At 47.2% G+C, this 17,218-nt stretch carries 18 protein-coding genes and 1 pseudogene; 17 read left to right on the top strand and 2 right to left on the bottom strand.

The window, feature by feature from the left end; genetic code table 11:
* Nucleotides 1-965 precede the first annotated feature (965 nt).
* Entirely contained in the window at nucleotides 966-2,207 is a 1,242-nt protein-coding gene (gene ltrA / locus ACIDITHRIX25_RS77390) for a group II intron reverse transcriptase/maturase (RefSeq protein ID WP_201733118.1), read from the top strand.
* Between the two features lie 116 nt (nucleotides 2,208-2,323).
* Here the strand turns inward: ltrA and ACIDITHRIX25_RS77385 are convergent, their stop codons facing one another.
* Nucleotides 2,324-2,488 carry a hypothetical protein gene (locus tag ACIDITHRIX25_RS77385; protein WP_160291738.1) on the bottom strand — a complete coding sequence of 55 codons (165 nt, stop codon included), beginning with the start codon at nucleotides 2,486-2,488 and terminating at the stop codon, nucleotides 2,324-2,326.
* 146 nt (nucleotides 2,489-2,634) lie between these two features.
* Between ACIDITHRIX25_RS77385 and ACIDITHRIX25_RS77380 the strand changes: the two genes are divergently transcribed.
* The 16 genes and pseudogenes from ACIDITHRIX25_RS77380 (at nucleotide 2,635) to ACIDITHRIX25_RS77310 (ending at nucleotide 16,349) form a co-directional block, all read left to right on the top strand.
* Nucleotides 2,635-2,841, top strand: coding sequence for a hypothetical protein (locus ACIDITHRIX25_RS77380; protein ID WP_052604805.1), 207 nt, complete (start codon nucleotides 2,635-2,637; stop codon nucleotides 2,839-2,841).
* A gap of 80 nt (nucleotides 2,842-2,921) precedes the next feature.
* Nucleotides 2,922-3,323: an APC family permease gene (locus tag ACIDITHRIX25_RS77375; RefSeq protein ID WP_201733117.1), complete on the top strand. Its 402-nt coding sequence runs from the start codon at nucleotides 2,922-2,924 to the stop codon at nucleotides 3,321-3,323.
* A gap of 68 nt (nucleotides 3,324-3,391) precedes the next feature.
* A pseudogene (gene tnpA, locus ACIDITHRIX25_RS77370) lies at nucleotides 3,392-3,688 on the top strand (IS200/IS605 family transposase); the annotation flags it as partial.
* The gene (locus tag ACIDITHRIX25_RS000000104410) at nucleotides 3,688-3,792 is read left to right on the top strand and encodes a hypothetical protein (protein ID WP_502756216.1); all 105 of its coding nucleotides are present in this window, start codon (nucleotides 3,688-3,690) and stop codon (nucleotides 3,790-3,792) included. The pseudogene tnpA and the gene ACIDITHRIX25_RS000000104410, both read left to right, overlap by 1 nt.
* A 373-nt stretch (nucleotides 3,793-4,165) precedes the next feature.
* Nucleotides 4,166-4,990: a proteasome subunit beta gene (gene prcB / locus ACIDITHRIX25_RS77365; protein ID WP_249685730.1), complete on the top strand. Its 825-nt coding sequence runs from the start codon at nucleotides 4,166-4,168 to the stop codon at nucleotides 4,988-4,990.
* Nucleotides 4,990-5,670: a proteasome subunit alpha gene (gene prcA, locus ACIDITHRIX25_RS77360; protein WP_052604800.1), complete on the top strand. Its 681-nt coding sequence runs from the start codon at nucleotides 4,990-4,992 to the stop codon at nucleotides 5,668-5,670. Before prcB ends, prcA begins: the two co-directional genes overlap by 1 nt.
* Before the next feature lie 67 nt (nucleotides 5,671-5,737).
* Nucleotides 5,738-7,213 (top strand): Pup--protein ligase, encoded by a 1,476-nt coding sequence (pafA, locus tag ACIDITHRIX25_RS77355; protein ID WP_235347624.1) that lies wholly within the window; start codon nucleotides 5,738-5,740, stop codon nucleotides 7,211-7,213.
* A 77-nt stretch (nucleotides 7,214-7,290) separates the two neighbouring features.
* Nucleotides 7,291-7,869 carry a signal peptidase I gene (gene lepB / locus ACIDITHRIX25_RS77350; protein ID WP_052604799.1) on the top strand — a complete coding sequence of 193 codons (579 nt, stop codon included), beginning with the start codon at nucleotides 7,291-7,293 and terminating at the stop codon, nucleotides 7,867-7,869.
* Nucleotides 7,870-8,033: 164 nt separating this feature from the next.
* Nucleotides 8,034-8,372 (top strand): hypothetical protein, encoded by a 339-nt coding sequence (locus ACIDITHRIX25_RS77345; protein WP_201733116.1) that lies wholly within the window; start codon nucleotides 8,034-8,036, stop codon nucleotides 8,370-8,372.
* 115 nt (nucleotides 8,373-8,487) lie between these two features.
* A complete protein-coding gene (locus ACIDITHRIX25_RS77340; protein WP_201733115.1) occupies nucleotides 8,488-8,994 on the top strand; it encodes a Sec-independent protein translocase subunit TatA/TatB in 507 nt (168 codons plus the stop codon).
* A gap of 92 nt (nucleotides 8,995-9,086) precedes the next feature.
* Nucleotides 9,087-9,812 carry a twin-arginine translocase subunit TatC gene (tatC, locus tag ACIDITHRIX25_RS77335; RefSeq protein WP_152625874.1) on the top strand — a complete coding sequence of 242 codons (726 nt, stop codon included), beginning with the start codon at nucleotides 9,087-9,089 and terminating at the stop codon, nucleotides 9,810-9,812.
* Between the two features lie 141 nt (nucleotides 9,813-9,953).
* A complete protein-coding gene (locus ACIDITHRIX25_RS77330; RefSeq protein WP_201733114.1) occupies nucleotides 9,954-12,569 on the top strand; it encodes a DEAD/DEAH box helicase in 2,616 nt (871 codons plus the stop codon).
* A 200-nt stretch (nucleotides 12,570-12,769) separates the two neighbouring features.
* Nucleotides 12,770-14,374, top strand: a complete 1,605-nt coding sequence (locus tag ACIDITHRIX25_RS77325) for an FAD-dependent thymidylate synthase (RefSeq protein WP_160291737.1) — start codon at nucleotides 12,770-12,772, stop codon at nucleotides 14,372-14,374.
* Between the two features lie 200 nt (nucleotides 14,375-14,574).
* Nucleotides 14,575-15,099 carry a DUF4193 family protein gene (locus ACIDITHRIX25_RS77320; protein ID WP_201733113.1) on the top strand — a complete coding sequence of 175 codons (525 nt, stop codon included), beginning with the start codon at nucleotides 14,575-14,577 and terminating at the stop codon, nucleotides 15,097-15,099.
* Nucleotides 15,100-15,155: 56 nt separating this feature from the next.
* Nucleotides 15,156-15,842 (top strand): hypothetical protein, encoded by a 687-nt coding sequence (locus ACIDITHRIX25_RS77315; RefSeq protein WP_201733112.1) that lies wholly within the window; start codon nucleotides 15,156-15,158, stop codon nucleotides 15,840-15,842.
* Between the two features lie 48 nt (nucleotides 15,843-15,890).
* The gene (locus ACIDITHRIX25_RS77310; RefSeq protein ID WP_201733111.1) at nucleotides 15,891-16,349 is read left to right on the top strand and encodes a GNAT family N-acetyltransferase; all 459 of its coding nucleotides are present in this window, start codon (nucleotides 15,891-15,893) and stop codon (nucleotides 16,347-16,349) included.
* Nucleotides 16,350-16,371: 22 nt separating this feature from the next.
* Here the strand turns inward: ACIDITHRIX25_RS77310 and ACIDITHRIX25_RS77305 are convergent, their stop codons facing one another.
* A complete protein-coding gene (locus ACIDITHRIX25_RS77305; RefSeq protein ID WP_200891192.1) occupies nucleotides 16,372-17,160 on the bottom strand; it encodes a crotonase/enoyl-CoA hydratase family protein in 789 nt (262 codons plus the stop codon).
* Nucleotides 17,161-17,218: the final 58 nt, after the last annotated feature.

The raw sequence follows: 17,218 nt of genomic DNA, 5'->3' as shown, positions 1-17,218 counted from the left end.
GTGGCTCAACTTTTGGGTGATAATAAGATCTCTAGTTCGATCTAGATCAACTGGATGACGCTATCTCTCTCTGGGCATAATTATGGCGGATTTAGCAGGTTCGGTTTATCTGATTTGGGCCTGCTAGCTGGCAATCTCTTTGGACGATTAAGAAAATTGAAGAGCCTATAGTCGATTTTGATATCGGTTTTTGTTTTGGTGCCGAGACTCTACTTGCAGCAGAAGCTACCCTTCACTGTCACATTACCCTAGAGGCTATCGATTCATCACCATTTGGGAACAATTTGAACTTGGCCTATCCCTACTTTCGGCGTGCGTCATGAATGAAAGAGGTTGTAAATCATGTAGAAGCTGATAACAATCACACTGCAATGCTACATAGATGATGGAGGTAGGCCCTCCGGGATCGCCTTTTGGGAGGAGATTCCAAACCACCTTATCGATAATGGCACGGGGCATTAGCTAAAGACTGTTGTCCAAAGCGGTACTAAAAAAGTTAGAGCAATGACTCTTTCAGGTATGAGTTAAGAAGACGAGTGAAAACAAACCACTGACGAAGCGTTCGAAATTGGTATGGATGATGTCGAAACCGAGGGACGTCGAACTTTCGGGACAACTTGGAGACTAACCCAATTAGTGCTCCTTGGGCATCCGGCGTGTAGGTGGCGTGAGCTTAACATCAGGCGTTTATGTGGAACATGAGAACCCAGTCCTAGACGTTCTTGGCTAAGCCCACATGGGCTAAGCCCAAAGATGAGGAAAAACCTACAAGTTGCAGATCAACAAGAGGGAAAGTACCAAATGCCTATGGATTGGGGGCGGACCATCCCGTAGTAGCTACGAAGTCCTTGTAATGAGGATGGAGCCAAGGGGATGGAGTGAACAGGAAATGCAAATGAACAACTTCTCAAGGTAAAAGTTGAGGGGGAGGGATCAAATGTCAAGACCACGACAAGAAAAAGCTTTTGACAAAAGACAAGTACGTCGTACTTAAAGCATACAAAGAGGCAAAAGCCAATCGAGGAGCACCAGGGATTGATAAGCAGTCCATCTCAGTCTTTGAGATGGATCTAAAGAACAATCTCTACCAACTCTGGAATCGAATGGCTTCTGGAAGTTATTTTCCAGCGGCAACTAGATATGTCGAGATAGACAAGTCAGATGGCGGTAAAAGAATCCTAGGTATTCCAACCGTCAAAGATCGCATCGCCCAAGGGGTAGCTAAAGCCTACATAGAGCCAAGATTGGAAGAGGTCTTCCACGAAGACTCCTATGGTTACAGGCCGAATCGCTCAGCCCATGATGCCATTGAAAAAGCACGCAAGAGATGTTGGAAGTACGATTGGGTCATTGATCTAGATATCAAGGCCTTCTTGGACACAATAGATCATGAACTGCTGCTAAAAGCTGTCTCTATGCACGTATCAGAGCCATGGATAATTCTCTACATCAAACGTTGGTTGAAAGCTCCAATGCAAAACAAAGATGGACAACTAATAGATCGAGAGCAAGGATTACCCCAAGGCGGGGTGATTTCTCCGATTTTGGCGAATCTGTTCTTACATTACGCTTTTGACAAATGGATGGTAAAGAACTTACCCTATGCCCCGTTTGAACGATACGCGGATGACCTTTTGGTACATGTGGAAACAAAGAAACGAGCCGAAGAGATCCTAGAGGCTATAGGTCAGAGAATGACGCAGGTCAAGTTGGAGTTACATCCACAAAAGACCAAAATCGTCTATTGTAAGGACTCCAACCGTAAAGGAGAGTTCGAACAAATACGCTTTGACTTTCTAGGATTTACCTTTGCACCACGCTACGCCCGCAATAAGTTCAAGCAGCAGTTTAACAACTTCCTGCCAGCGGCTTCAGATAAAGCGGTAGAAGAAATGGGCAGAGAACTTAGGCGGTTTCGTATTCACCTCCAAACAGGCCAAACCATAGCCGAACTCGCCAGGCTTTACAACCCGGTGATCTTAGGCTGGATCAACTACTATGGACGCTTCTACAAATCCAGATTAGGCCAACTCCTCCGACGTATCAATATCTATTTGATTAGATGGGCACGCAAAAAGTACAGGCGACTTAGCATACGAGCAAATGCTTGGAAATACCTATCTCAAATAGCCGAACGTGAACCCAATCTTTGGGCTCACTGGTCATTTGGGGTAATACCAAAAGTCGGTTCGCTAGGAGCCGTGTGAATTGAGAGGTTCACGCACGGTTCTGTGAGAGCGGGGAGGGGAAGTTCCTCCCCGCCACTCGACAACCACCCCATGAAAGCCCAGGTCATGACCATATTGGTGTCTGGATTTGGGCACTACAGTTGAGCAATCACCTTCTTGGTTCGAGCTAGGGTATCTACTACTCCAAGAATAGAGTAGATCTCTTTTTGGGTAGAGTTTGGAGTAGAGGAGATACGAAGGTTATGTAGACGTTTGTTATCATCTAACATCGTTACGTTCAAGCGGCTATGGGTAGACACTTGAGCAAGAATGCTGTGAACACTTCTTTTGTCACCGGCTTGAGATAAGCTAAGTGCAATTGCTCCATAGCCCTAGGTGTCAAGGGAGTTGGCATCTATTCGAATAGAATACCAACCATGCAGGGCGAGAACTTTGATCGAACACGATGAAGCCTTATCCAAAGGATCAAAAAGAAGCTGTTGTCAAGAGGCTGAGGGAGCTGTTGTCAGATCCCAATGCACCCAGAGGTGCAATCGCCGATTTGGCTAAACAAGTCCAGATACCAAAGACAACTATCTACATCTGGAATCGTGAATTAAAGGACCAGATAGATCGCCAAGATCCAACTAAGCAAATGTGCCAACTATCTTGACACTCACCGGGTGCGTTTTGATTGTTAGTCGAGATCGGCGTCGGATCAAGCCGACCACGAAAAGCGATACAAGCGATGAAATGGCTAGATTTGGCTATGTCCAGGATTTGAGTCGGTCTCTTCGTTTTTTTACTCTTTTTGGAGTCTCGTCTTCGATTATTTCGATTAGGACGGGAATTTTTCTCGCCTATGGCGACGCCCTAAATAACTTTGGACCAGCAAGCATTTGGGAGTGGTTGGTGGTTGGAGTCGGACAACTTTTAGTTGCAGGAGTGGTGGCTGAACTGGGCATTCGGATTCCACTAGTTGGATATGCATGCCAGTGGAGCTCGCGCTTGGGCGGATCGGCCTATGGCTGGTTTGTCGGTGTCTTTGGATTGCTATATATGACGGTGGGTGGCGGAGCTATCTTTTTGATACGCCCCGGAAATCTTGGAGACTCCAAGTCTTGGGTTAAGGAGTCATCATTATGGCAAGAGTAAAGAAGTGCTCACCCGAAGTTCGTGATCGATGATTAGCGTAACCCGAGGCATGTGGTCTATATCAATTTCATGCCCACATTGTACTGGTTCCTAAATATCGCCGTTATGTGATGACGAACAGAGTAAGTAACGAGATCAAATCCGCTCTCATTGAAGTGTGTACTCGTTTTGATTCCATCTCCGATGCTTTTGAGATAGACGGTGATCATGCTCACCTGTCGATAACCAACGCAGCTAAAGTTGCTTTATCAAGGCTGGTGATGTTGATGAAGACGCTCGCAGCCATGAGAGCAAGCCAAAGAACTGGCCGGAAGTCCGAGATGCTTTGTGGGGGAACCACTTCTGGTCACCCTCATGGTCGATAGTGTCTTGTGGTGGAGCCCCATTAGAGAAAGTAAAGAAGTACATAGAAAAGCAGAAACTCCCAAGAGGTAAATCAGGGAGACCAAGAAAGGATGGGGTCGCTTGACCCCTCCCTTACGGAGGGGATTGCGCTCCCATTGGTTTAAATTTATGGAGCTGCTAGTTCTTTTAGATGCAATCTTTCGTTGCACCAGCGCATTGCCTGGTTGTGCTTTGACGCTTTAGTGCCATTGACCTAAATGACCTAAATGGCCTAAATGAAAAAGTGCAGGCGAATTTTGATCCACTTCGGGCGACTGGAGGGTTGTAGAATTCCAATGAAGTTTTAGCAATTCAATAGGGAAATTGCACCAAAGTGAATTTGCTTGAACGGCCTAAGAGCTGCCTTGGAAGTGTTCGGAATTGTTGATCACTGCCGTAGGGTAATAAGGTAATGGTTAGAGTCCGTTTCAGGTAGAAGTGGATAGGAGAGAGTTACGGTGAGTTTGCCGATTTTTCGTCCAACAGAGGACCCAGGTCCGAATTTTTTGATGACGCTCGATAGAGCAGGTCTGTCTCCATTTGACAGTGGAGGCATTGCTTCTTCTTTGAGCACTTCCAATGGTCAACTTAGCGTTCCTCACGGCACAACAATTGTTGCATTTAAGTTTTCCGATGGGGTGGTAATGGCGGGAGACCGTAGAGCCACTGAGGGTAATTTTATTGCACATCGTAGGATCGAGAAGGTATTTGCGGCTGATCGCTACTCAGGAGTGGCCATAGCAGGTGCAGCGGGTCCGGCTATTGAAATGGTCCGACTTTTTCAAACCCAGCTGGAACATTACGAAAAGGTCGAGGGTGTCGTGCTCTCCCTTGAGGGTAAGGCAAACCAGTTAGGACAGATGATCCGAGCTAATTTGCCCATGGCAATGCAGGGTCTCGCCGTTGTCCCACTCTTTGCTGGATGGGATCAGATCCGTGGGATCGGGAGAATCTTTGCCTACGACATTACAGGTGGGCGTTATGAAGAAGTTGCATTTCAGACGACCGGTTCGGGTGGTAGGGACGCAAAGGGCACTATCAAGGCCGGTCTGAGGGAAGACGTTCCACTCTCTCGCCAAGGTGCGCTCGAACTTGCTATCTCGGCTTTGACTGAAGCAGCCGAAGAGGATTCAGCAACTGGCGGTCCCGACCTGGCAAGGAAGATCTTCCCAGTTGTTGCAACTATCACTAGTGCGGGCTTTGAAGCCGCTAGTGATGAAGAGATCGGTGCAATCGCGGTAGAAGTATTTGGAAATCGTAGAGGGATTGGAGGCGGCCAATAATGAGTATGCCGTATTACGTAGCACCTGAACAGGTAATGAAGGATCGAGCAGACTACGCTCGAAAGGGAATTGCTCGTGGCCGCTCACTTATTTGTGCGATCTTTCAAAATGAGATACTTCTTTGTGCTGAGAACCCATCTAAGTCCTTGCACAAGGTCTCGGAGATCTATGATCGCATAGCTTTCGCCGGCGTTGGTAAATACAATGAATTTGACCAACTTAGAGTCGCAGGGATTCGTCACGCTGATACCAAAGGCTATGCCTATTCGAGGGATGATGTAGATGCTCGGTCGCTTGCCAATCTTTATGCCTCTTATCTAGGTCAAGTCTTTACCCATGAGATGAAACCCCTTGAAGTTGAGATACTCGTCGCTGAACTCGGAAGGAAGAACTTTCGGTCGCAATTGTTCCATATTCTCTACGACGGTACGGTAATGGACGAAGATCGTTTTACGGTTCTAGGAGGCGAATCGGATGCAATTGCGACTCGCTTTGGCGAGACTTACGACGCCTCGGACTCCCTAAAAGGTACCCTAGCCTCGGCCATCTTAGCCTTAGGTGGTCCAGAACGAAAGCTTGGGGCCCATGATCTTGAGGTTGCAGTATTACAGGACAAGAATGGTCGCCGTACTTTTAGGCGCATCATTGGAAGCGAATTGAGTGAATTGCTCGAGGAGTGAATTTTTCGATGAAGGTATGATAGGGACCTAGAGGGAAATACTTTTCCCTCTAGGTCTAGGCGGCTAGGTGACCCTATCGACGCTTCACTGGCCAGAAACGACCATGGCGAATTTAAAATTATTGGAGATCTTGGTTCGAACGGCGTTTTGGGTCAAAGATGTATATGGAGAGAATGCTTTGACACTTGAAAAGAGAATCTTTGGCCTTGAAAATGAATACGGGGTTACCTGCACGTTGCGTGGTCAGCGCCGCCTCAGTCCGGACGAGGTGGCCCGATATCTCTTTAGAAGGGTCGTCTCTTGGGGCAGAAGCTCGAATGTATTTTTAGGAAATGGCGCCAGACTCTACCTCGATGTAGGCTCACACCCTGAATATGCCACGCCTGAGTGTGATTCGCTCTATGACTTGGTGGCACACGACAAAGCAGGCGAAAAGATCTTAGAAGGATTGGTTTTTTCGGCTGAGGCTCGAATGCGAGAAGAGGGCATTCGGGGCGTCGTCTATTTATTCAAAAATAATACCGACTCGGCCGGAAACTCATATGGTTGTCATGAGAACTATTTGACCACTAGGACCGATGATTTTTCAAAATATTCGGATATCCTCATTCCATTTTTTGTGACTCGTCAGATCTTTGCTGGTTCGGGTAAGGTCCTCCAAACCGCTCGAGGGCCGGTTTATTCGATTTCACAGAGGGCTGAGCATATTTGGGAGGGCGTATCTTCTGCAACGACCCGTTCGCGACCGATAATCAACTCTCGAGATGAGCCACATGCGGATGCCGAGAAGTATCGACGCCTGCATGTAATCGTCGGCGACTCCAATATGAGTGAATATACAAACTTTCTCAAAGTCGGAACGACTACGGTTTTGTTGAGAATGCTTGAGGATTCCGGCGTGGTGTTGCGTGATCTGTCAATTGAAAATCCAATTCGTGCCATTCGTGAGATCTCGCACGACCTCACCTGCACCAGGAAGATCCGTCTAGTCAATGGGCGCGAGCTAAGCGCACTTGAGATTCAGAATGAATATTGTGAACGCGCAGTCAAATATCGTGATCTGCAAGGATTGCCCGATCAGGAGTCCAAAGCCCTCGATATGTGGATCTATGTGTTAGAGAATATAGCCATCGACCCATTTAGGCTTGGCCGCGAATGTGATTGGGTTATTAAATACAATCTACTTGAGGCGTTTATGGCCCGTAATGATGTGACGCTGGGCCATCCGCAGATCTCACTTATCGACCTTCAGTACCACGACGTATCAAGAGATCGTGGAGTCTTTTACAAGCTGCAAAAGCGTGGTTTTGTCGAGCGAATGGTTAGCGATGAGGCTATTGAAGCAGCGGTGGAGACCCCTCCTTCAACGACGCGTGCCAAGCTTCGTGGGGAATTCATAAAGCGTGCAAATGAGAAGCGCCGCGACTTTACTGTCGACTGGGTTCACCTTAAATTGAACGATCAAGCGCAACGGACGGTACTGCTTAAAGACCCATTTCGATCTGAAGACGATAGGGTAGATAAGCTGATTGAGAGTTTGTAAGCTCTTTTGTTCGATTTGTAAGCTAAATCGGAATTGTTGGTGTATTTTTGCCGAATTCCGAGGTCCGAGGAGAAACTTTGTCTGATCCAAATGAAGCCGGTAAGAATGCTGCTAAATTAGCTCGTTCGGATAAGCCAAGACGATGGTTACGCCCGAATTTAATAGCATTTGGACTTTCGATCACTTTTGCGATTTTAATTCGGTTATTTGTCTTTCAATCTTTCTATATTCCATCTGGGTCGATGATACCAACTCTTATGATAAATGATCGAATTGTTGTGTCAAAGGTAAATTTTGCCTTGTTTGGCGTCAAGAGAGGCGACATGGTCGTCTTCGTTCGTCCAGCTGCAGACAAGGTCGACCCGACGATCAAAGATCTGGTGAAAAGGGTAGTTGGCTTGCCGGGTGAGACGATCTCTGCCTCACATGGACACGTTTATATAAATGGCACGAGGCTCAGTGAACCTTATCTACCCAAGGGGGATTTCACTTACAATCTTCCGCCGACTAAAATTCCGCCCGGTGACTATTTCATGATGGGAGATAACCGTGGAAATTCGTACGACTCTCGATTTTTTGGTCCAGTTCCCGGTTCGCTATTCGTGGGGCAGGTAGTTTTGAGATACTATCCCTTTAACCGAATCGCAATTCTGTAGTCGATGACTGAGTCTCAATTGACATGCTTTTAGCTTGAGCGGTTCACCTAACGTTCTCCTCAACTTTTTAATCTTCGCGGTCGATAACCAAGGTTAGCAACGTAAAAAAATTAGTCACGTTGTTAGGTTATTTGTATGGATGCAAATTTGCGAAGGGAGTCGCGATGCCTTTAATTAAGGCTAGCTGTCCGACCTGTGGTGATGTCGAATTGACGCTAGCAGACATCAAAGTTATGGTTTGTTCAACAGATGGGCAGGCCTCCTACAATTTTAGGTGTCCTAGTTGCCGCTATAGGGTTTCCAAGCCTGCTGAGAAGGCTGTTGTAGATATTTTATTGTCGTCGGGTGTGACCATGAGTTTTTGGAGAATGCCGATGGAACTCGAAGAGGACCATCAAGGCGAACCAATCTCTTATGACGAGCTGATGGACTTTCACTATCAGATTTCAAATGATGGTTGGCTGGATCGACTTATAGAGAAGGGGTCTACTAAAGAAGAGTAGTTTCTTGTCGGTTCCAGGTGAGTATTCTAAGGTGGGAGTTCTTAATGTGACCTATCATCACTTATCTTTAGAATACGCTCAACGTTGTCACCAATAACAGAGTATCTTGGTTGATATGTTCAACTTAGATCCGACAAAGTTGTTGATTATTGCAACTGTTGCTTTGATAGTCCTTGGACCCGACAAACTTCCTGTCGCAATGCGCCAAATTGGAAAGTACTGGAATGAGTTTCAGAAGGTTCGTGGGCGCATTCAGACCGAGATGAATGGTGCTCTAAGTACCATTACCGAGAGTGTAGGCCCTATCTCATCCTTTGTGGACTCCTCTATTGGTTCAATCAAAGGACCGCTAGGTTCAGCCATGTCTCTCAAAGGACCTCTAGGTGCTGCAGCTTCACTATTGACTACGTCCGCAGTGGCGCCTTCACAAGCGCATGCAGCATCTATGTTTGGGACCAACTCGATCACCCAAGAGGAATCTAACGTCGACCCCCAAGGCGCTAATACGTCTGGTGGGGCTAATTTGTCGTTAAGCTGGAGTGCCGATGCGACTTTACGTCCATGGAGCCCAATTGAAGGCGTGGATCATCTAGGATTCAACGCAGATCCCTATTGGAACTAAGAAGTTTCCTAAACTAGCAGTTGGTCTCGAATTTGAAGAATATAAAGGTACCTAGAATATCGCTCAAACACAAAGGTGATAAAGATGGCTCGATGAGCATCTTTGAGCATTTGGCGGAGCTTAGATCGCGAATGACCAAGATTGCACTTGCGATATTGGTTGGATCGGTGATCTCTTATATCTTCTATAACCAAACGTTAAATTTCTTTACCCAGCCTTACTGTCACGTATCAGGAGTATCCTCATGTTCGCTTTATGTGACGGGTCCCTTGGATGGCTTTGCGCTGAGAATTAAGATTGCAGGATATGGCGGAGTCTTTCTTGCATTGCCGGTAATTTTGTGGCAACTATGGCGTTTCATTACGCCGGGCCTTCGAAAAAAGGAAAAGCAATATGCGGTTCCATTTGTCCTAGCGTCTTTGATTCTCTTTGTTAGCGGTGCATATGTTGCTTACTTTATCTTTCCGCACGCCTTAGCCTTTCTGCAGGCAGCCGGTGGGAAACAGCTCAAGCAGATCTACACGCCTTCAAGCTATTTGAACCTGATATTCTTGCTCATGGCGGCCTTTGGGGCTTCATTTGAGTTTCCGGTATTACTTGTGGCTCTTGAACTTGCTCGAGTTGTTACCCCAAAGAAGCTAGCCTCGGTTAGACGATGGGCAATTGTAATAATCGTTACAGTGGCAGCTGTTGTGATTCCTAGCTCTGATCCGTTTTCACTGTTTGCTCTAGCGATCCCTTTGGTGGTCTTTTATGAGGTGGCGATCCTGATTGGAAGAGTTTTGGTTCGCGAGAAAAAAGAGATCAAGGCTAGCTAATTGTGAAATACCTAGCTAAGGTGGTTTTCTTTTTAGAATTTGCCATAAGATCAGTTGTATCAAAGCTTTAATCAACTGACGAAATAGCCCCCATTGCTCACTACTCCTAGTTACAAATCGTTTATCGAACGAACAGGATTGATGCCGGATCCTTTCCAGCTGAAGGCTTTTGCAGCGATCGACATGGATCGTTCGATACTGGTTGCTGCTCCTACGGGAAGTGGAAAGACGCTGGTGGCTCAATATGCCGTTGATCGCTCTCTCTCGCTGGGTCTGAGAGTCTTTTATACGACTCCTCTAAAGGCACTGTCAAATCAAAAGTTTTATGAGTTCATAACTCTCTATGGTCCCGATCGGGTCGGCCTTCTAACGGGGGATAACGTTGTAAATCCAGATGCTGAAGTTGTGGTTATGACGACGGAAGTACTTAGGAACATGCTCTATGAGGGTAATGCCGATCTGGGCCGATTGGCATATGTGGTTATGGACGAAGTCCATTATCTGCAGAACCCTTATCGCGGTGCGGTTTGGGAAGAGGTGATTATTCACCTCCCTGAGTCGGTCTCTTTGGTTTGTCTATCGGCAACAGTCTCCAACTCCGAGGAGTTTGGTGATTGGATTAGAACCGTTCGAGGCCCTACAGATGTGGTGGTTGAGACGAAGCGTCCCGTTGAGTTGGTGCATCTCTACGGAGTTGCCGAAGATCGATTCAATGGCCTAAACATTATGGAGGCAATAGTAGATGGTCGCCCTAACCCAGATTGCTCACGCTATGACGATCCTCGCTCTCAAGGGCTTATCGTTCGAAAGAGGCCGCTGAGACGAAGCGGCGTTCCACGACGCCTTGAGGTGGTCGAGTTCTTGAAGGATGAATCGATGGTTCCCGCTGTCTTCTTCATCTTTTCACGACAAGGCTGTGAAGCAGCCGTTGAGCAGTTGGTGCGTGCTTCGGTACGTTTGACGACCCCGGCAGAGCGAAGCGAGATTCGTGCAATCGTCGATAGGTCTATTACTAATCTTTCATCGGAAGATCTGGAAGCTTTAGGGTTTTCGACCTTTATGGCTGGTTTAGAGTCCGGTATAGCGGCGCACCATGCGGGGATGGTCCCGCCACTAAAAGAGGCAGTTGAAGAGTGCTTTTCAAGAGCGCTAGTGAAAGTTGTCTTTGCGACCGAGACCCTTTCCTTGGGGATCAATATGCCAGCTCGGACCGTTGTGATTGAAAAGTTAAACAAGTTCAACGGCGAGACTCATGAGCTTCTTACTCCGGGTGAATATACACAGCTTTCAGGGCGAGCAGGACGTCGCGGAATCGACGAGATAGGTTATTGCCTTTCGCTTTGGTCTCCATTTGTAAGCTTCGATCAAGTCTCTCATTTGATGCTGACAAGCAGCTATCCCCTTACTTCATCTTTTCGACCCACTTACAATATGGCCGCTAATTTGGTGAAGAGTTTCGAGCCCGAGATTGCGCACAACTTGTTGAATCTTTCATTTGCACAATTTAGATCTAACGCAGAGATAGTGCGTTTAGAGGCGCGATTGGCCAAGCTTAGAAGCCAAGAAGATGAGTTGCTAGAGGCGGCGTCGTGTGAATTGGGTGACGTTGAGGCTATATATGATTCGGTGAAGAAGAAGGATCGGGCTCCAAAGGTTGGCGTTGCGCCTCCTCCAGAGCGCTTGATCCACCTCCATCTCTCTAGGTTAAGACCGGGAGATGTCATCATAGCACCCAGCGAGGGAGAGTCTCATTTTCCAACACGATTGGCTATCGTCTCTAGCTCGAAGAAAAAGGGCGGGCGAATTAGCGCGTGGGCGATCAGTACAAGTGGTCAGAAGTACCTTCTGCGGCCCAATACGATCGATTTTATTCCTAAGGTCGTTGGTCGCATCGAGGTAGAGGTCCAGTACGATCCCAAGGACCATGACTATCTTCATCTTGTAGCTGACCATTTAAGGGATATGCCAATAGCCGACTGTTTGTTGGTAGAGCCATTGCTCCAGCGTCGCACTGGTCAAAGAGAGCTCGAGGAGGCAAATGAAGATGAGATGAACGAACTTCGGGATAAGCTTCGACGTTGTCCAGACTTTACGAGACATATAGCCGCGATAAAGCGGCTCCGGCGGATTCAACTCACAACTGGGGAGCTCAGACAGAGCGTTAAGTCCAATACAGAGTCCTTGGCTAGGCAGTTTGATCGAGTCCTTGAGGTGCTCACGACTCACAATTTTGTTGTTGACTGGGAACTTACAACAAAGGGCGAGCGTCTAGCTGGTCTCTTTCATGAATCTGATCTGTTGATCGCTCTTGCCTATGATAATGGAGTCTTTGCGGGGTTAGATTCAGTTGAGCTTGCATCTCTTCTGTCGGTCTTTGTCTATGAGCCGCGTACTTCAGCTCCAGGGTCGGATCGTTTCCCGTCTCGTGAACTTGAAAAGAGATTTAATTTGGTGTGCGATATTAGGGCGGAACTAAATCGCGAGGAGTCCCGCCTTAGAATTCCTCCAACCAAATCAGTCGAGTCCGGATTTATGGTTTACGCCGGCGCTTGGGCTCGAGGCAGAGACCTCGCCAGCGTCATAGGCGATCATGGAGTCCCTGGTGGAGACTTCGTTCGATTCATGAAGCAGATTATCGATTTAGCGCGCCAGTTAGCCTCGGTGGTGGACGATCCGCAGGTAGCTTTGAACCTGTCGTCATTGAATCGCCTTTTGTGTCGAGGTGTCGTGGAGGCTTCCATCAGAGTTCAGCGGTGACATTGTACTAAGGTTGCACGCTAGCGCTTTTTTTGGCCAATTTGCCTTTTCGGCCCCAGCTAAAGAGTTATACCAATTGACGAATAGGGTTTGCCAAACACTGCCAGAGCGGATGAATTTTCCTTTGGGATCTTAAAATACCGCTATTGGATAGACATTATTGAAGCCATTTCCCTCAAGTGCTCCTAATGTATTGGGCAATGACCGAAGAATTTACTGAAATTGAAAAAGAGATCCTCAGCGGTTACTTTTCCAGTATCGAAGAGGACGTCTTTTCGATAACGAACCTCCCCGAAGTTACCAAGGCAGCTTTGTTTGCCAGATATTCTCGTTCTCCAAAGTCGATTCGCCGCCTGTTTTTGGATGAGTTTTATGATAATGAAATGGTTAGCGACCAATCCAGACAGGGGGTAGCTAGGGCCCAGGGCCTTTTTTCTCGAGTTTTGGCCGACTATGGGGATGATTCGGTGGCTCAACTTGGATCGATTCATTTTTCCTTTGAGAACATATCTAACATTGCCACTAAGGTGCTTGAGCGCCCCAGGTTGATGTCATATCTTGAACAATCGACTCGCTACATACCATACGACCTCCTCGATTCCAATGGGAAATTTCGCTACTACACCCCACCCGAGTTACAAGGCGACGACCCCTTGGCCTTTTCAAATGCCATGGATGAGCTTTTTGTGGAGTATGCCGCATTGTCCAAGGAGGTCATGGCTAGGTTGCTTCAAGATGGCGCAACCTCTAGTGAGGACTCGCCATTGCAAAGGGCTACACTAAGAGCTGCGGCACTGGATGCTACGCGAGGTCTTTTACCTGCTTCAACCAAGTCAAACGTTGGCGTCTACGGCTCTGCGCAGGCGTTTGAGGCGTTGACCCTTCACCTATTGGCGCATCCGCTAATGGAGATACAAAGACTTGGAGCGTCGCTTCAAAGACAGCTATATTCGCAGATTCCTTCTTTGGTCTCTCGACTTGATCGCAATGATCGGCGGGATCCGTGGGTAAAGTATCTTTCAGATACACGCCACATCTCCACCAGAAGGGAACTTAAAGGAGCGACCAACAGCGATCCTCTAGAAGATGATGATTGTTTGACGGGAGAGTTGGGATGTCGCGTCCGCCTTATCTCTTTTGACACAGACGGGGAGCGCCGAGTTGCCAGTGGAATACTCTTTGAGATGACTCAGTTGTCAGCCGCTCAAATAGATCGCTATCTCGATTCGATTACAGCAATAGAGCTAGACCACTTGTTTGAAGGGTACATAGGTGAACGATTGAACCGACGCCATCGCCCTTCGAGAGCCTTTGAGCGTAGTCGTTATCTATTTGAGATAGAGACCGATTACGGTGCCTTTCGCGACCTTCAGCGTCACCGGATGCTCAACATCTCCTGGCAAACCTTGACAATGGATCTTGGCAGCTATGCTTCTAGCCGACTCAAGACAAAAGAGAAGGTTAGGTACCAAAAGGCGCTTGAAGCGCCTTTGGAGCTACATGCCAGGATTGATGAAAGATATGGGAGTGACATAAGTGCGTATCTTGTGCCGATGGCATATCGAGTGCGCTTTCAAATTGAGGCAAATGCTCGCGAATTGATGCATTTGATTGAATTGCGATCCCAACCACAGGGACATGAGAGCTATAGAGAGGTTGCTCAACTTCTTTTTAAGGCAATTTCGAAAGTAGCGCGCCATCAACGAATATCATCATCTATGTTACATGTTGATTTGAGCGATGGTTCTTTGGGTCGTAGGGATTCGATAAAGCGTGAGATTGACAAGGCGGAAAGATCGATATAGTCACTAATCGACATAACAGGCATAATAACCGCTTCCAAGTTACTAGATTCTTTCGGGAACAAAATCTGTATTAATCTTGATCCACTATGCGAAGTATTTATATTTGCAAGCGATTCAGGCCGGTTTGGGTATTTTTTTGGTCATAGGGATGACGTTGATGATCTCTGTGACATTTTATAAAGTTATTGAAAGGACAATTTATGGCTCGGAAGAAGGCAGTCGAATTTGAAGAGCCCGACGATGATGCGGGTTTGAGCGACGATCTTGAATTAGATGACGAATTAGACGACGAATTTGACGAGGGACTAGACGATGTGGAGTTCGACGATGAAGAGATTCTCGACGATCCTGACGATTTGGAAGATCTAGAAGAGCTTGATGTCGATGAGTTGGAAGAGGAAGAACTCGAACCAGACGATATTTTGGTCGATGACGACGACGATGCTGACCTCCCGGATTCAGATGTAGATGATGAATCCGATGACGATGAAGAGATTGAAGAAGAGGTAGAGGCTAGTCTCGATGACATTCTAAAAGAACGTCTCGTGGTCGTTGATTCAGACGACGAGGACTATGACGACGATGATTCCGACGATAGATCAGATATCGCGCTCACGGTTTTACCGAGGCAACCCGACGAGTTTGTATGCCAAAGTTGTTTTTTGGTGAAGAAACTTACCCAGCTAGCTGATAAGGAACATACTTATTGCCGCGACTGTGTGTAAGATTTTGTAATGATTATTGGTGGTTTTCTACCAAGAAATAAGGAATTGATGTCACGGTGCAAGAAGAAGATATTGCTAAGGTTCTCGACTACCTCGTATATGCCCCAGTTGGAATAATAACATCAGTGGCGGAATCATTGCCAAAGGCCGTTGAAAATGGTCGCTCTATCGTAGAGTCGCGTACTATGGTAGCCAAATTCATGGGAAAGATGGCCGTCGACTATACGGGCAATAAGGTAAAGACCCAAGTTGAAGATATCCGACGTTCTGTGACGGATGGAATTACTTCGGTGCTGCCTGAACCTTGGGGCGATCTAGCGAGGTTCATACTGGGTAATGATTCCACTCCGGGTGGTTCATCGTCGACTTCTAACGATGGTGGTTTTTATTCAGATGTTCCTTCTTCTGAGCCTGATAGAACAACGACAGTCGAGGCGGAGGCCAGCGAGAAGACAACGGTTTTGGCGGATTTGACAGAATCAGATGAGAGTGGTGCTGGTGACCTAGATGCTAAGTCACGACCTTTAGCATCGGTAAATGATGTCAATGTTGCTGACGTCTCCAATGGCGAGATCGATGTCATAATTCCTAACTATCAGACTTTATCGGCGAATCAAATAGTCGCAAGATTTGACCTGCTGAGCCCTTCTGAGCTGGATCTGGTGGTTCGTTTTGAGACAGAACATCGAGGGCGAAAGACCATAGTAGCTAGGGCTCAAAAGCTGCTAGGAGAACAGCCGTAACGAAAACGGATTTTGCAGTCGTCAGCTAATTTGTTGTCGCAAGGAGTTTTGGTCATAGGAAAAAGCCTTTCGGTCGAGCCATTTTCACCAAGAGAGCGGGATTTTGGCCTCACTTGTATTAGTGCTCTGGTCCATGAGGTTTCGAAATATCGCGGTGGTCAAGAACTGGCAAGGCAAGCTTTTGATCGATTTTACCCTTCGTTTTTTCCAGATTTGAGTAGATCTGACGATCGGAAGCTTCTGATTGGACGATGTGGGATTGATTTAGTTGGGTTTGCTTCGTTGATTATTGATGGTCAAAGTGGAGAGTTTATAGTCTTTGTCGATAGCAAGTTCCGCAACCAAGGTTATGGATCCAAACTTCTCAATGAGATCGTTGCAGTGGCATTGGGTTGCGGAACTTTATCGATTCACAGCTTTGTCTCTCCCGGAGCTCGTTCCTCTAAGAGTGCTTTAGAACGAGCTGGGTTCAAAGCGGATGGCCTGAGGATGACACGAGAGGCATAAATTATCTGAGCCTAAAGTGGACTTATGAGCCAGTCCATTTGGGTTCTCTCTTTTCAATGAACGCTCTGGGCCCTTCTCGAAAGTCATTTGTCTGTGATAGGGTGCTCATAGCCATGGCGCTCAATGAAAATAGCTCATCTTCAGACAGGCTTAGAGCTCTCTTTGCGATATGGAGCGACTCTCTAACCGCAAGTGGGGCATTTGTTGCAATTCGCTTGGCTAAGGCAGTGGCATCTATAAGCAGTTGGTCGTCTTCGGTGATCACATTGACCATTCCGTGCAGGTGAGCGTCGATTGCAGAGATGGGATCCCCTGTGAGTATCATCTCTAATGCTAGGTTTCTAGGTAGGACCTTTGGCAATCTAAAAAGTCCCCCAGCTGCCGCTGCTAGGGATCGCTTTACCTCTGGTACCCCAAATTTGGCTGATTTTGTGGCAACTATTAGATCGGCGCTTAGTGCGATCTCGCATCCTCCCGCTAGGGCAGAGCCGTGCACAGCCGCTATGAGAGGCTTTTTTCGATCCCGACGGACGATGCCGGCGAATCCGCCACGAGATGTTGCTAGAGCACTAGCATTGCCGCTCGCAATCTCTTTGAGGTCGGCCCCAGCCGAGAAGTTGGTTCCATTGCCATAGAGAATTGCCACCCATGCATCTTCGTTGGCTTCGTAGTTGTCTATCGCAGCCTCTATTCCTTGGGCAACTGCTCCGTTTATGGCGTTTCGAGCTTCTGGTCTATTTATTGCAATTGCCATAATGTGTTCGTCAAGCATCATTTGCTCGACAGCCGTTGATGATGTACCGGTCGCCATTTATTCTCACATTCTTAGTCAGTGATCTTCGATATGATCAACAACTCGATCCTATCTT

This window comes from Acidithrix sp. C25 (genome assembly GCF_904848545.2).
Note: the sequence above shows the minus strand (reverse complement) of the source record. Positions and strands in the feature narration are given on the sequence as shown.

Bases quoted from the DNA above. Each gene is read 5' to 3' on its own strand.
- ACIDITHRIX25_RS77325 (WP_160291737.1), top strand. From the start codon at position 12,770: ATGACCGAAGAATTTACTGAAATTGAAAAAGAGATCCTCAGCGGTTAC.
- tatC (WP_152625874.1), top strand. From the start codon at position 9,087: ATGAGCATCTTTGAGCATTTGGCGGAGCTTAGATCGCGAATGACCAAG.
- prcA (WP_052604800.1), top strand. From the start codon at position 4,990: ATGAGTATGCCGTATTACGTAGCACCTGAACAGGTAATGAAGGATCGA.
- ACIDITHRIX25_RS77320 (WP_201733113.1), top strand. From the start codon at position 14,575: ATGGCTCGGAAGAAGGCAGTCGAATTTGAAGAGCCCGACGATGATGCG.
- ACIDITHRIX25_RS77380 (WP_052604805.1), top strand. From the start codon at position 2,635: ATGAAGCCTTATCCAAAGGATCAAAAAGAAGCTGTTGTCAAGAGGCTG.
- ACIDITHRIX25_RS77305 (WP_200891192.1), bottom strand. From the start codon at position 17,160: ATGGCGACCGGTACATCATCAACGGCTGTCGAGCAAATGATGCTTGAC.
- ACIDITHRIX25_RS77330 (WP_201733114.1), top strand. From the start codon at position 9,954: ATGCCGGATCCTTTCCAGCTGAAGGCTTTTGCAGCGATCGACATGGAT.
- ACIDITHRIX25_RS77375 (WP_201733117.1), top strand. From the start codon at position 2,922: ATGGCTAGATTTGGCTATGTCCAGGATTTGAGTCGGTCTCTTCGTTTT.
- ACIDITHRIX25_RS77345 (WP_201733116.1), top strand. From the start codon at position 8,034: ATGCCTTTAATTAAGGCTAGCTGTCCGACCTGTGGTGATGTCGAATTG.
- ACIDITHRIX25_RS77340 (WP_201733115.1), top strand. From the start codon at position 8,488: ATGTTCAACTTAGATCCGACAAAGTTGTTGATTATTGCAACTGTTGCT.